Genomic DNA, 14,280 nt, shown 5'->3' on the forward strand with positions numbered 1-14,280 from the left:
AGTCAAAGATCGCCGTCCACGGACCGCAACCATGAATTGGGGAACCCGGACGGCGCACAGCCAGGTCCGCGAGAGCGGCGGCGGCTCAGCCGCAGGGAGGGAAGGGCGCTGGTGCGCGTACTGGGGGTGGACCCGGGGCTGACCCGATGCGGTGTCGGGGTGGTCGAAGGCGTCGCCGGACGCCCGCTCACCATGCTCGGCGTCGGAGTCGTCCGTACGCCCGCGGACGCCGAGTTGGGACACCGCCTCGTCGCCGTCGAGCAGGGCCTGGAGGAGTGGCTGGACGAGTACCGGCCCGAATTCGTCGCCGTGGAGCGGGTGTTCAGCCAGCACAACGTCCGTACGGCGATGGGCACGGCCCAGGCCAGCGCGGTCGCCATCCTGTGCGCCACCCGGCGAGGCATCCCCGTCGCACTGCACACCCCGAGCGAGGTCAAGGCCGCCGTCACCGGCTCGGGCCGCGCCGACAAGGCCCAGGTCGGCGCCATGGTCACCCGCCTGCTGCGGCTCAGCGCCCCGCCCAAGCCGGCCGACGCGGCCGACGCCCTCGCCCTCGCCATCTGTCACATCTGGCGCGCCCCCGCGCAGAACCGACTCCAGCAGGCCGTCGCCCTGCACAACGCCAAAGCACCGAAAGGCCGTACGGCATGATCGCCTTCGTCAGCGGCACAGTGGCCGCACTCGCTCCGGACGCCGCGGTCGTCGAGGTGGGCGGGGTCGGCATGGCCGTCCAGTGCACGCCGAACACGCTGTCCACCCTGCGCCTCGGCCGGCCGGCCAAGCTGCACACCTCACTGGTGGTCCGCGAGGACTCCCTCACGTTGTACGGCTTTGCGGAAGACGACGAGCGCCAGACGTTCGAGCTGCTTCAGACCGCGAGCGGAGTCGGCCCGCGCCTGGCCCAGGCGATGCTGGCGGTGCACTCGCCCGACGCACTGCGCCGAGCCGTCGCGACCGCCGACGAGAAGTCGCTCACCGCCGTCCCCGGCATCGGCAAGAAGGGCGCCCAGAAGCTGCTCCTTGAGTTGAAGGACCGCCTGGGCGAGCCCATCGGCGCGCCTGCCGTGGGCGCTCCGGTCACCCAGGGCTGGCGCGACCAGCTGCACGCGGCCCTGATCGGCCTCGGGTACGCGACCCGCGAGGCCGACGAAGCAGTCGCCGCGGTGGCCCCGCAGGCCGAGGCCGCCGAGGGCACACCGCAGGTGGGCCAGTTGCTGAAGGCGGCTCTGCAGACCTTGAACAGAGCCCGCTGATCGACGGCCCTGACGCCGCCCGCGTACGCCACCCACCGCGAACCCCGAGGCACACTCCATGCTGTGGCTTCCGGGGGACAAGCCCCGCAACCCCGGCCGCCTCCGACCGCCCGGCGCGTTATCACTAGGAGAACCGCAGTGAACTGGGACGACACCACCGACACCCCCGCCCCCGAGCGGCTCGTCGGTGCGTCCGCCGACCGTGAGGACCAGGCCGTCGAGGCCGCGCTGCGCCCGAAGGACCTGGACGAGTTCATCGGCCAGGAGAAGGTCCGCGAACAGCTCGACCTCGTCCTGCGCGCCGCACGCGCGCGTGGCGCCACCGCCGACCATGTGCTGCTCTCCGGCGCCCCCGGCCTCGGCAAGACCACCCTGTCGATGATCATCGCGGCCGAGATGGGCGCCCCCATCCGCATCACCAGCGGCCCCGCCATCCAGCACGCCGGCGACCTCGCCGCGATCCTCTCCTCCCTCCAGGAGGGCGAGGTCCTCTTCCTCGACGAGATCCACCGCATGTCCCGGCCCGCCGAGGAGATGCTGTACATGGCGATGGAGGACTTCCGCGTCGACGTGATCGTCGGCAAGGGCCCGGGCGCCACCGCCATCCCGCTCGAACTGCCCCCCTTCACCCTGGTCGGCGCCACCACGCGCGCGGGCCTGCTGCCGCCCCCGCTGCGCGACCGCTTCGGCTTCACCGCGCACATGGAGTTCTACGAGCCCGCCGAGCTGGAGCGGGTCATCCACCGCTCCGCGAGCCTGCTCGACGTCGAGATCGATACCGACGGCGCCGCCGAGGTCGCCGGCCGCTCCCGCGGCACGCCCCGTATCGCCAACCGCCTGCTGCGCCGCGTCCGCGACTACGCCCAGGTCAAGGCCGACGGCATCATCACGCGGGACATCGCCGAGGCCGCCCTCGCCGTGTACGAGGTCGACGCCCGCGGTCTCGACCGTCTCGACCGCGCGGTCCTGGAGGCCCTGCTCAAGCTGTTCGGCGGCGGCCCGGTCGGCCTGTCCACGCTCGCTGTCGCGGTGGGGGAGGAACGTGAGACCGTGGAGGAGGTCGCCGAACCCTTCCTGGTGAGGGAGGGCCTGCTCGCCCGAACGCCGCGCGGCAGGGTCGCCACCCCTGCGGCATGGGCCCATCTCGGCCTCACCCCGCCCCGCTCGTCAGCTGCCGGAAACGGACAACAGGACCTGTTCGGGGCGTGATGGCACGGTGACGGCGAGCTCAGTGGCCGGAGCAGGAACCCTGGTGCAATGCTGAGCGTTGTTCCATGCGCGCGGACTCGCTTAGACTCCGCCGATGCCGCCTTTGTCGGCGGCACACATACCCCCAACCATCAGGCCGCTCAGCATTCGCGGTCGTGTGAAGGAAGTTCCGACCCGTGAGTCTCGTGACCCTCCTCCCGTTCATCGTGCTCATCGGGGCCATGTTCCTGATGACCCGGTCGGCCAAGAAGAAGCAGCAGCAGGCCGCCGACATGCGGAACCACATGCAGCCCGGATCCGGTGTCCGCACCATCGGGGGCATGTACGCCACGGTCAAGGAGGTCAGCGACGACACCGTCCTCCTTGACGCCGGCCCGGGCGTGGATCTCCTGTTCGCCAAGAATGCGATCGGTGCCGTCCTCTCCGACGACGAGTACAACCGCATCGTGCACGGCGTGGAGCACGACCTGAAGTCCGACGTCGTCCCGGACGACGCCTCCTCCCTCACCGAGGCCGACGAGCCCGCCGCTGCCGCCGCCTCCGACGACAAGGCCGTCGACTTCAGCAAGAAGGACGAGAAGGACGAGGCCGAGGAGCCGTCCGACGACGCCGTGGCCGCAGATGCCAAGGCGGACGACGAGCCGAAGAAGACCGACGGCGACACCGAGGCGAAGTAGCCATGTTCCGGGGCGCGCGGGCCACGCCCGCGCGCCCTGGGGCATGCCGACTTCGCACGGAGTCCCGACACCATGTCATGGCCGTCAGCCCGTTGACCTGGCGCGAGGCGGCCCGAGAGGGAGTACGAGAAGGTGGCAGCACCTAAGAAGGGCCGGAACGCGAGCGCCCAGAGCAAGCCAGGGCGCTCGCTGGCCCTCATCCTGATCGCCATCGCGGCGCTCACCGGAGGGATGTTCGCCGCGGGGCACACCACTCCGCGTCTTGGCATCGACCTCGCCGGGGGTACGAGCATCACGCTTCGTGCGGAGGCCGAGCCCGGCCAGGAATCCGCGATCAACAAGACCAACATGGACACGGCGGTCCAGATCATGGAGCGCCGCGTCAATGGTCTGGGTGTCTCCGAGTCCGAGGTTCAGACCCAGGGCGACAAGAACATCATCGTCAACATCCCCAAGGGCACGAACTCCAAGGAAGCCCGGGACCAGGTCGGCACGACGGCCAAGCTCTACTTCCGCCCGGTCCTCGTCACCGAACTCTCGGGCAGCGGCGCGACGCCCACCCCGACGCCGAGCGCCTCCAGCAGCGCGTCGGGCGACTCCGGCGACAAGGAAAAGGCGACCCCCTCCGGCTCGTCCAGCCCCTCGGCTAGCTCCACCACCCAGGGCCGCGCGGTCACCGACGCCCTGAAGGCCGACAGCACGCCGTCCACGAGCGCCTCCGACAAGGCCTCCCCGTCCGCGAGCGCCAGCCCGAGCGGCGACGCGGCGAGCAGCAAGCTCCAAGCGCAGTACGCCGCGCTGGACTGCACGAAGAAGGCGGTCCGCGCCACGGCGGGAGACGGCGTCAAGCCCTCCGAGCCCACCGTCGCCTGCGGCAAGAACTCGCAGGACCAGTGGCAGAAGTACATCCTCGGCCCCGCCGAGGTCGACGGTACGGACGTCGACTCGGCCAAGGCCGTCTGGAACGCGCAGAACGCCGCGGGCTGGACCGTGAACATGGAGTTCACGTCCGCCGGCAGCAAGAAGTTCGCCGCCATCACCGGCAAGCTGGCCAAGAACCAGTCCCCGCAGAACCAGTTCGCCATCGTCCTGGACGGCGAGGTCGTCTCCGACCCGTACGTCAGGACGGCCCTGAGCGGCAGCGCCGAGATCTCCGGCAGCTTCGACCAGGCGTCGGCCGAGAGTCTCGCCAACATGCTGAAGTACGGTGCCCTGCCGCTGACCTTCAGTGAGGACAGCGTCACCACGGTGTCCCCGGCGCTCGGCGGTGAGCAGCTGAAGGCCGGTCTGATCGCCGGTGCGATCGGTCTCGCCCTGGTCGTCATCTATCTGCTGGTCTACTACCGCGGTCTGTCGATCATCGCGCTTCTGTCGCTGCTGGTCTCCGCGGCCCTGACCTACACGCTCATGTCGCTGCTCGGCCCGGCCATCGGCTTCGCGCTCAACCTGCCGGCCGTCTGCGGTGCCATCGTCGCCATCGGCATCACAGCGGACTCGTTCATCGTCTACTTCGAACGCGTCCGGGACGAGATCCGCGAGGGTCGCACCCTGCGCCCCGCCGTCGAGCGGGCCTGGCCGCGTGCCCGGCGCACCATCCTGGTCTCCGACTTCGTGTCCTTCCTCGCCGCCGCGGTGCTGTTCATCGTCACCGTCGGCAAGGTCCAGGGCTTCGCGTTCACGCTCGGCCTGACCACCCTGCTCGACGTGGTCGTGGTCTTCCTGTTCACCAAGCCGCTGCTCACGCTCCTGGCCCGCACCAAGTTCTTCGGGAACGGCCACCGCTGGTCCGGCCTCGACCCCGCGCGACTGGGTGCCCAGCCGCCGCTGCGCCGCACCCGCCGTCCCGCCCGTCCTGCCGCTGGCCCTGTCGACCCGAAGGAGGCGTGAGATGTCGAAGCTCGGCAACCTCGGCGCCCGACTGCACCGTGGCGAGGTCGGCTACGACTTCGTCGGCAACCGCAAGATCTGGTACGGCATCTCGATCCTGATCACCATCACGGCCATCGTCGGCCTGGCGGTGCGCGGCCTGAACATGGGCATCGAGTTCCAGGGCGGAGCGGTCTTCAACACCCCGAAGACCAGCGTCTCGGTCTCCCAGGCGCAGGAGTACGCGGAAGAGGCGTCCGGCCACGACGCGATCGTCCAGAAGCTCGGCAGCGGCGACAACGCCACGCTGCGCATCCAGGTCGCGGGCATCGACACCAACCAGGCCGACAAGGTCTCGGCGGAGCTGGCCGACAAGCTGGGCGTCGCGGAGAAGGACGTCACCGGCGAGCTGGTCGGCCCCAGCTGGGGTGAGCAGATCGCCACCAAGGCCTGGCAGGGTCTCGTGATCTTCCTGGTCCTCGTGGTGATCTATCTGGCGATCGCCTTCGAGTGGCGCATGGCGCTCGCCGCGTTCGTCGCCCTGATCCACGACATCACCATCACGGTCGGCATCTACGCCCTCGTCGGCTTCGAGGTCACGCCAGGCACCGTGATCGGTCTGCTGACCATCCTCGGTTATTCGCTCTACGACACGGTCGTCGTCTTCGACAGCCTCAAGGAGCAGACGAAGGACATCACCAAGCAGACTCGCTGGACCTACAGTGACGTCGCCAACCGCTCGATCAACAGCACCCTGGTCCGCTCCGTCAACACCACGGTGGTCGCGCTGCTGCCGGTGGCCGGCCTGCTGTTCATCGGTGGCGGTTTCCTCGGCGCCGGCATGCTCAACGACATCTCGCTGTCGCTGTTCGTCGGTCTCGCGGCCGGTGCGTACTCCTCGATCTTCATCGCCACGCCGCTCGTCGCTGACCTCAAGGAGCGCGAGCCGCAGATGAAGGCCCTGAGGAAGCGCGTCCTCGCCAAGCGTGCCCAGGCCGCCACGCCGGGCGGTTCCCCGAACACCGAGGTCGCCGCCGACGCGCTCGACGACGAGCCGGAGGACGCCGCCCCCGCGGTCGTCGGCCCGCGCAACCAGCCCTCGTCCCGTGGCCGGGGCCGTGGCCGACCCTCCGGGAAGCGCCGATGACCGAGGTCAAGGAGCTCCTGCTCAGCCGGATCCGCGATGTGGCGGACTACCCGGAGCCGGGCGTGATGTTCAAGGACATCACCCCGCTCCTGGCGGACCCGGCGGCGTTCACGGCGCTCACCGACGCGCTGGCCGAGATCGCCGAGAACACCGGCGCCACGAAGATCGTCGGCCTGGAGGCCCGCGGCTTCATCCTGGGTGCCCCGGTCGCCGTCCGCGCGGGCGTCGGCTTCATCCCCGTACGCAAGGCGGGCAAGCTCCCCGGAGCGACCCTCAGCCAGGCGTACGACCTGGAGTACGGCTCCGCCGAGATCGAGGTGCACGCCGAGGACCTGACCGCCGGCGACCGCGTCCTGGTCATCGACGACGTCCTGGCCACGGGCGGCACCGCCGAGGCCTCGATCCAGCTGATCCGCCGGGCCGGCGCCGACGTGGCCGGCCTGGCGGTCCTGATGGAACTGGGCTTCCTCGGCGGCCGCGCCCGCCTGGAGCCGGCCCTGAGCGGAGCCCCGCTGGAGTCGCTGCTCACCGTCTGAACCGGGCGGGCCCACGCGAGGCAATGACCCGCGCAGGGCACCCCACCGCAGCACCCGATGCCGCGCGCCTGCACATCAGGCGCGCGGCATCCGTGCGTAGCGGCCGACAGACGGCGCACGACTGCTCCCGCCCCGCGCACACGGGCGCCCCCTTGCCCCACGCATATGCCTCACGCGCCCCCGAACACCACAGCCCACCCAACGCCACCGCCGCCCACACCCCGCGCCGCGCCTCCGCCGTCCCGCATCGCACCCGGTGCCCCTCTCGTCCCAATGGCGTGAAACCGGCGGTCCACCGTGCTTCCAGGCCGTACGCGAGGGGCCGTACGCAAGCCCTGTGACAGCCACAGGGAACGCTCACGCCACTCTCAGGACACGGTCGGGCAGGCCCTGCGGAATCCCGCCGGGGCCTCTCGCGTTTCTCCTGTAGACGGCCCTCACATCGGCCTGAAGGCGATCCTGGGGCGCAGGATCGCTACCATGGGGTCTCCGGAGCCTGACCGGGGGACCCGGATCGCGCACGAGGAGCCCTCTTGCCAGACGAGGCCCAGCACCTGACCGCCGCCAAGCCCGAGTCCGCCTCGGCAGCCGCGGCGAAGCCCGCGCCGAACGCGTCGCACGCGAAGAACGACCCGCGCGGGGCGGTCGAACATGCCCAGTCCGCGCCCGTCGACAAGCCGGCCGACCAGGCTCGTCCCAAGCCCGCGCCGCCCGAGCCGCCCCTGAACACGCCCGCGGCCCGCCCGAACACCGGTCAGCCCGCCCGCTCCGGCTCCTCCAACCGCGTCCGGGCCCGTCTCGCCCGCCTCGGCGTCCAGCGCTCCAACCCGTACAACCCGGTGCTTGAGCCGTTGCTGCGCATAGTCCGCAGCAACGACCCGAAGATCGAGACCGCCACCCTGCGCCAGATCGAGAAGGCCTACCAGGTCGCCGAGCGCTGGCACCGCGGCCAGAAGCGCAAGAGCGGTGACCCGTACATCACGCACCCGCTGGCGGTCACCACCATCCTCGCCGAGCTGGGTATGGATCCGGCCACCCTGATGGCGGGCCTGCTGCACGACACCGTCGAGGACACCGAGTACGGCCTCGACCAGCTCCGCCGCGACTTCGGCGACTCCGTCGCCCTGCTCGTCGACGGCGTCACCAAGCTGGACAAGGTCAAGTTCGGCGAGGCCGCGCAGGCCGAGACCGTGCGCAAGATGGTCGTCGCCATGGCCAAGGACCCGCGTGTCCTGGTCATCAAGCTCGCCGACCGCCTGCACAACATGCGCACCATGCGCTACCTCAAGCGCGAGAAGCAGGAGAAGAAGGCGCGCGAGACCCTGGAGATCTACGCGCCGCTCGCCCATCGCCTCGGCATGAACACCATCAAGTGGGAGCTGGAGGACCTCGCCTTTGCGATCCTCTACCCCAAGATGTACGACGAGATCGTACGGCTGGTGGCCGAGCGGGCACCGAAGCGTGACGAGTACCTGGCCATAGTGACCGACGAGGTCCAGCAGGACCTGCGGGCGGCGCGCATCAAGGCGACCGTCACCGGCCGCCCGAAGCACTACTACAGCGTCTACCAGAAGATGATCGTCCGCGGCCGTGACTTCGCGGAGATCTACGACCTGGTGGGGATTCGTGTACTTGTCGACACGGTCCGCGACTGTTACGCCGCCCTCGGCACCGTGCACGCGCGATGGAACCCGGTCCCCGGCCGGTTCAAGGACTACATCGCGATGCCCAAGTTCAACATGTACCAGTCGCTGCACACGACGGTCATCGGCCCCAACGGCAAGCCGGTCGAACTGCAGATCCGCACCTTCGACATGCACCGCCGCGCCGAGTACGGCATCGCCGCGCACTGGAAGTACAAGCAGGAGGCCGTCGCAGGCGCCTCCAAGGTGCGCACCGACGTGCCCAAGGCAGGCAAGGGCAAGGACGACCACCTCAACGACATGGCGTGGCTGCGCCAGCTCCTCGACTGGCAGAAGGAGACCGAGGACCCGGGCGAGTTCCTGGAGTCCCTGCGCTTCGACCTGTCTCGCAACGAGGTCTTCGTCTTCACGCCGAAGGGCGACGTCATAGCGCTCCCGGCCGGGGCCACCCCGGTCGACTTCGCGTACGCCGTCCATACCGAGGTCGGCCATCGCACCATAGGCGCGAGGGTCAACGGACGTCTGGTCCCGCTCGAATCCACCCTGGACAACGGCGATCTGGTCGAGGTCTTCACCTCGAAGGCGGCCGGCGCGGGGCCCTCCCGCGACTGGCTCGGCTTCGTGAAGTCGCCGCGTGCCCGCAACAAGATCCGGGCGTGGTTCTCCAAGGAGCGCCGCGACGAGGCGATCGAGCAGGGCAAGGACGCCATCGTCCGTGCGATGCGCAAGCAGAACCTGCCGATCCAGCGCATCCTGACCGGCGACTCGCTGGTCACGCTGGCGCACGAGATGCGTTACGCCGACATCTCCGCTCTGTACGCGGCGATCGGCGAGGGACATGTCTCCGCGCAGAACATCGTGCAGAAGCTCGTCCAGGCCCTCGGCGGCGAGGAAGCCGCCACGGAGGAGATCGACGAGTCGGTTCCGCCGACCCGCAGCCGCAGCCGTAAGCGCCGCTCCAGTGCCGACCCCGGTGTCATCGTCAAGGGCGTCGAGGACGTGTGGGTCAAGCTGGCCCGCTGCTGTACGCCCGTACCCGGCGACCCGATCATCGGCTTCGTCACGCGCGGTAGTGGCGTATCGGTTCACCGCAGCGACTGTGTGAACGTGGAGTCACTGTCCCGCGAGCCCGAGCGCATCCTTGAGGTCGAGTGGGCGCCCACCCAGTCCTCGGTCTTCCTGGTCGCCATCCAGGTCGAGGCCCTCGACCGCTCCCGACTCCTGTCGGACGTCACCCGCGTCCTGTCCGACCAGCACGTCAACATCCTCTCCGCGGCCGTCCAGACCTCCCGCGACCGCGTCGCCACCTCCCGCTTCACCTTCGAGATGGGCGACCCGAAACACCTCGGCCACGTCCTGAAGGCGGTCAGGGGCGTCGAGGGCGTCTACGACGTGTACCGCGTGACGTCGGCGCGCAACCGGTCGTAGAGCGGCCGAGGCAGACCACGAGAAGGGCCCCGTACGCGAAGTACGGGGCCCTTCTCGTCGTATGACCTGAGAACCGCCTGTCAGCCGCCGAACTCCTGCAGGCCCTTCAGAGCCTGGTCGAGCAGCGCCTGGCGGCCCTCCAGCTCCTTCTCAAGCTTGTCGGCCTTGGCCTCGTTGCCCTGGGCGCGCGCCTGCTCGATCTGGCCCCGCAGCTTGTCCACGGCGGCCTGGAGCTGACCGGTCAGACCCTCGGCACGCGCGCGTGCCTCCGGGTTGGTCCGTCGCCACTCGGACTCCTCGGCCTCCTGGATGGCCCGCTCGACGGCGTGCATCCGGCCCTCGACCTTCGGACGGGCGTCGCGCGGCACATGGCCGATGGCCTCCCAGCGCTCGTTGATCGAGCGGAAGGCGGCACGCGTGCCCTTCAGGTCGCCGATCGGCAGGAGCTTCTCGGCCTCCTCGGCCAGCTCCTCCTTCAGCTTCAGGTTCTCGGCCTGCTCGGCGTCGCGCTCGGCGAAGATCGAGCTGCGGGCCGCGAAGAAGATGTCCTGGGCGCCGCGGAAGCGGTTCCACAGGTCGTCCTCGTGCTCGCGCTGGGCACGCCCGGCGGCCTTCCACTCCGACATCAGTTCGCGGTAGCGCGCGGCCGTCGGACCCCAGTCGGTCGAACCGGACAGCGACTCCGCCTCGGCGACCAGCCGCTCCTTGGTCTTCCGGGCCTCCTCGCGCTGCGCGTCCAGCTGCGCGAAGTGCGCCTTGCGGCGCTTGGAGAACGCCGACCGGGCGTGCGAGAAGCGATGCCACAACTCGTCGTCCGACTTGCGGTCGAGCCGCGGCAGGCCCTTCCAGGTGTCCACCAGTGCCCGCAGCCGCTCGCCGGCGGCCCGCCACTGGTCGGACCGGGCCAGCTCCTCCGCCTCGGCGACCAGCGCCTCCTTGGCGTGCCGGGCCTCGTCTGACTGCTTCGCCCGCTGCTGCTTGCGCTCCTCGCGCCGCTTCTCGACCGTCTCGACCAGCTTGTCCAGGCGGGTCCGCAGGGCGTCCAGATCGCCGACCGCGTGATGGGCGTCCACCTGCTCACGGATGTGGTCGATCGCGGTCTGGGCGTCCTTCGCCGACAGGTCGGTGGTCTTCACTCGCTTTTCGAGGAGGCCGATTTCGACGACCAGGCCCTCGTACTTGCGCTCAAAGTAGGCCAACGCCTCCTCGGGGGAGCCGGCCTGCCAGGAACCGACGACCTGCTCGCCGTCGGCCGTACGCACGTACACGGTCCCCGTCTCGTCGACGCGGCCCCACGGGTCGCTGCTCACAGCGCCTCCTCCACATGATGCCTGTGAGGGGCTTGTGCTCCCCCGGGCATCGTCCACAGTTTCGTCACGGCCAACATAGGCGACCGGCGGGTTGCCTGTCCGCATCCCGCGCGACCGAAATTTCGCAGTTGGGGCTCAGGATTTCGTGACCGTCGCCTTGTTGATCACGACCGTCGCGTTCGGTGCCGTGTTCCCCGTCGCGGGGTCTGCGGGCTGGGCTCCAGCGGCCGCGATCTTCTTGAGGACCTTCATGCCGGCCTCGGATACAGTGCCGAACGGCGTGTAGTCGGGCGGTAGCTGACTGTCCTGGTAGACCAGGAAGAACTGGCTGCCTCCGGTGTTGCGGCCCTGCTGCGCCTGGGCGTTGTACTGATTGGCCATCGCGACGGTGCCCGCCGGGTAGGTGTTGCCCTTGAGGCTCTTGTCCTTGAGGTTCTCGTCCGGGATGGTGTAGCCCGGCCCGCCCGCCCCGGTGCCCTGCGGATCGCCGCACTGCAACACGTAGATGTTGGATGGGGTCAGTCGGTGGCACTTGGTGTGGTCGAAGTAGCCCTTGCCCGCGAGGAAATTGAACGAGTTCACGGTATGGGGTGCCGCGGATGCCTTCAGTGCGATCTCTATGTCACCGCACGTCGTCGCCAGCTTCATCGTGTACTTCGCTGACTTGTCGATGGTGACCGCCGGCTCCTTCTTCCAGGTCGCCGTCTTGACCTTGCCGGCGGCCGGCTTCTCGCACGGGTCCGTGGGCTTGTCGCTCGCGCTGGGCGTGACCTCCGCGCCCGCGTTCTTGCTGTCGCCGTCGCCCTTGAGGACCCCGGTCGTGTACAGCGCGAGGCTGCCGATGACCACCACTCCGAGCACCGACGCGATCACCGAGTTGCGCATGCGCGCCTTGCGTCGGGCGGACGTACGCCGCTGCTGCTGCCGCAAGAACTTCTCCCGGGCGAGCTGACGCCGCCGCTGTTCCTGGCTGACCACCGGGTTCTCTCCTCATGCGTCGTGTGTGTCGACCGGTACGCGTGCGTCGATTGAGCCGATCGCCTGCGTGTGACCCGTACCGTATATGGGTTCGCTGAGGAATCGGCAGCGCCGGTAGGCTCTGACGTCAGGCGAAGCCCGCCGACAAACCACCTGCGTCGACACAAACGAAGGACGATCGTGCTCATTGCCGGGTTCCCCGCCGGGGCCTGGGGGACGAACTGTTATCTCGTCGCCCCCGCCGCCGGTGAGGAGTGCGTGATCATCGACCCGGGCCACGAGGCGGCCCCCGGAGTCGAGGAAGCGCTGAAGAAGCATCGGCTCAAGCCCGTCGCCGTCGTCCTCACCCACGGACACCTCGACCACGTGGCCTCGGTCGTCCCGGTGTGCGGTGCGCACGACGTACCGGCCTGGATCCACCCCGAGGACCGGTACATGATGAGCGACCCCGAGAAGGCGCTCGGTCGCTCCATCGGCATGCCGCTGATGGGCGAGCTGACCATCGGGGAGCCGGACGACGTCAAGGAACTGGCCGACGGCGCCAAGCTGGAGCTGGCCGGCATGGAGCTCACGGTCGCGCACGCGCCCGGCCATACCAAGGGGTCGGTGACCTTCGGCCTGCCCGAGGCGGCGGACATCCCGTCGATCCTGTTCTCGGGCGACCTGCTGTTCGCCGGCTCCATCGGACGCACCGACCTGCCCGGCGGTGACATGGCCGAGATCCTCGACTCGCTGGCACGCGTGTGCCTGCCGCTCGACGACTCGACCGTGGTGCTGTCCGGCCACGGCCCCCAGACGACCATCGGCCAGGAGCGCGCCACCAACCCCTATCTGCGGCAGGTGGCCGCCGGCCTGGGAGCCCAGGACGCTCCCCGACGAGGAATGTGACGAGACCTTCCGTGAGCACCTTCAAGGCCCCCAAGGGCACGTACGACCTGATCCCGCCGGACAGCGCCAAGTACCTGGCCGTCCGTGAGGCGATCGCCGCGCCCCTGCGCAACTCCGGCTACGGCTACATCGAGACGCCCGGCTTCGAGAGCGTCGAGCTGTTCGCGCGCGGCGTCGGTGAGTCCACCGACATCGTGACCAAGGAGATGTACGCCTTCGAGACCAAGGGCGGCGACAGGCTCGCCCTGCGTCCCGAGGGCACGGCCTCCGTCCTGCGTGCGGCGCTGGAGGCCAACCTGCACAAGGCCGGCAACCTCCCGGTCAAGCTCTGGTACTCGGGCTCCTACTACCGCTACGAGCGCCCCCAGAAGGGCCGTTACCGGCACTTCTCCCAGGTCGGTGCCGAGGCGATCGGTGCCGAGGACCCGGCGTTGGACGCCGAGCTGATCATCCTGGCCGACCAGGCCTACCGCTCGCTCGGCCTGAGCAACTTCCGGATCCTGCTGAACAGCCTGGGCGACAAGGAGTGCCGCCCGGTGTACCGCGCGGCCCTCCAGGACTTCCTGCGCGGCCTGGACCTGGACGAGGACACCCGGCGCCGCATCGACATCAACCCGCTGCGCGTCCTCGACGACAAGCGCGAGTCGGTGCAGCAGCAGCTGACCGGCGCCCCGCTCCTGCGCGACTACCTGTGCGACGCCTGCAAGGCGTACCACGAGGAGGTCCGTGAACTGATCACGGCGGCGGGTGTCTCCTACGAGGACGACCCGAAGCTGGTGCGCGGCCTGGACTACTACACGCGCACGACCTTCGAGTTCGTCCACGACGGCCTGGGCTCCCAGTCCGCGGTGGGCGGCGGCGGCCGCTACGACGGGCTGTCGGAGATGATCGGCGGCCCCGCGCTGCCGTCCGTCGGCTGGGCCCTCGGCGTCGACCGCACAGTGCTCGCCCTGGAGGCGGAGGGCGTGGAACTCCAACTCCCGTCGTCCACCAGCGTGTTCGCCGTTCCGCTCGGTGAGGAGGCCCGCCGGGTCCTGTTCGCCAAGGTCACCGAGCTGCGCAAGGTCGGCATCGCGACGGACTTCTCCTACGGCGCCAAGGGCCTCAAGGGCGCCATGAAGAACGCCAACCGCAGCGGCGCCCACTACACGATCGTGGCCGGCGAGCGCGACCTGGCCGAGGGCGTCGTCCAGCTCAAGGACATGGAGTCCGGCGAGCAGTCGGCCATCGGCGTCAACGAGATCGTGGCGGAACTGGAAGCCCGACTGGGCTGATTTCCGGAGTGCTCAATTCCGTGGGGGGGGGGGCGGGGGGGGCCCCCCCCCCCCCCCCCCCCCCCGGGCCC

12 protein-coding genes are annotated in these 14,280 nt (G+C 69.7%); 10 read left to right on the forward strand and 2 right to left on the reverse strand.

The annotated features are described in order from the left end of the window. Positions 1 to 111: 111 nt before the first annotated feature. The 8 genes from ruvC to relA all read left to right on the forward strand — a co-directional run bounded on the left by ruvC (position 112) and on the right by relA (position 9,759). The gene (ruvC, locus tag POF73_RS44940; protein ID WP_272125319.1) at positions 112 to 651 is read left to right on the forward strand and encodes a crossover junction endodeoxyribonuclease RuvC; all 540 of its coding nucleotides are present in this window, start codon (positions 112 to 114) and stop codon (positions 649 to 651) included. Further along, complete coding sequence (gene ruvA / locus POF73_RS44945; protein WP_272125307.1) at positions 648 to 1,253, forward strand: Holliday junction branch migration protein RuvA; 606 nt, start codon at positions 648 to 650, stop codon at positions 1,251 to 1,253. Before ruvC ends, ruvA begins: the two co-directional genes overlap by 4 nt. Before the next feature lie 138 nt (positions 1,254 to 1,391). Beyond that, entirely contained in the window at positions 1,392 to 2,462 is a 1,071-nt protein-coding gene (gene ruvB, locus POF73_RS44950) for a Holliday junction branch migration DNA helicase RuvB (RefSeq protein ID WP_272125308.1), read from the forward strand. Between the two features lie 176 nt (positions 2,463 to 2,638). Further along, positions 2,639 to 3,139: a preprotein translocase subunit YajC gene (gene yajC, locus POF73_RS44955; RefSeq protein ID WP_272125309.1), complete on the forward strand. Its 501-nt coding sequence runs from the start codon at positions 2,639 to 2,641 to the stop codon at positions 3,137 to 3,139. Between the two features lie 132 nt (positions 3,140 to 3,271). After that, positions 3,272 to 5,026 (forward strand): protein translocase subunit SecD, encoded by a 1,755-nt coding sequence (gene secD, locus POF73_RS44960; RefSeq protein ID WP_272125310.1) that lies wholly within the window; start codon positions 3,272 to 3,274, stop codon positions 5,024 to 5,026. A gap of 1 nt (position 5,027) precedes the next feature. After that, positions 5,028 to 6,152 carry a protein translocase subunit SecF gene (gene secF, locus POF73_RS44965; RefSeq protein WP_272125311.1) on the forward strand — a complete coding sequence of 375 codons (1,125 nt, stop codon included), beginning with the start codon at positions 5,028 to 5,030 and terminating at the stop codon, positions 6,150 to 6,152. Then, entirely contained in the window at positions 6,149 to 6,688 is a 540-nt protein-coding gene (locus POF73_RS44970) for an adenine phosphoribosyltransferase (protein WP_272125312.1), read from the forward strand. The genes secF and POF73_RS44970 overlap by 4 nt, the downstream gene beginning before the upstream one ends. A 533-nt stretch (positions 6,689 to 7,221) precedes the next feature. Then, positions 7,222 to 9,759 carry a GTP pyrophosphokinase gene (gene relA, locus POF73_RS44975; protein WP_272125313.1) on the forward strand — a complete coding sequence of 846 codons (2,538 nt, stop codon included), beginning with the start codon at positions 7,222 to 7,224 and terminating at the stop codon, positions 9,757 to 9,759. 80 nt (positions 9,760 to 9,839) lie between these two features. Here relA and POF73_RS44980 read toward each other — a convergent pair whose 3' ends face one another. Beyond that, the gene (locus tag POF73_RS44980) at positions 9,840 to 11,069 is read right to left on the reverse strand and encodes a DUF349 domain-containing protein (protein WP_272125314.1); all 1,230 of its coding nucleotides are present in this window, start codon (positions 11,067 to 11,069) and stop codon (positions 9,840 to 9,842) included. Positions 11,070 to 11,204: 135 nt separating this feature from the next. Beyond that, on the reverse strand, positions 11,205 to 12,047 hold the full coding sequence (locus POF73_RS44985) for a peptidylprolyl isomerase (RefSeq protein ID WP_272125315.1): 843 nt from the start codon (positions 12,045 to 12,047) through the stop codon (positions 11,205 to 11,207). 180 nt (positions 12,048 to 12,227) lie between these two features. Between POF73_RS44985 and POF73_RS44990 the strand changes: the two genes are divergently transcribed. Both POF73_RS44990 and hisS read left to right on the forward strand, forming a co-directional pair. Continuing rightward, positions 12,228 to 12,935: an MBL fold metallo-hydrolase gene (locus POF73_RS44990; protein WP_272125316.1), complete on the forward strand. Its 708-nt coding sequence runs from the start codon at positions 12,228 to 12,230 to the stop codon at positions 12,933 to 12,935. 11 nt (positions 12,936 to 12,946) lie between these two features. After that, positions 12,947 to 14,209, forward strand: a complete 1,263-nt coding sequence (gene hisS / locus POF73_RS44995) for a histidine--tRNA ligase (RefSeq protein WP_272125317.1) — start codon at positions 12,947 to 12,949, stop codon at positions 14,207 to 14,209. Positions 14,210 to 14,280 lie beyond the last annotated feature (71 nt).

The sequence above is a fragment of the Streptomyces sp. HD genome, assembly GCF_028369295.1.
Classification (GTDB): domain Bacteria; phylum Actinomycetota; class Actinomycetes; order Streptomycetales; family Streptomycetaceae; genus Streptomyces.

What these genes read in the sequence shown, in the direction of transcription:
- ruvA (WP_272125307.1), top strand. Translation starts at nt 648, where the DNA reads ATGATCGCCTTCGTCAGCGGCACAGTGGCCGCACTCGCTCCGGACGCC.
- secF (WP_272125311.1), top strand. Translation starts at nt 5,028, where the DNA reads ATGTCGAAGCTCGGCAACCTCGGCGCCCGACTGCACCGTGGCGAGGTC.
- POF73_RS44970 (WP_272125312.1), top strand. Translation starts at nt 6,149, where the DNA reads ATGACCGAGGTCAAGGAGCTCCTGCTCAGCCGGATCCGCGATGTGGCG.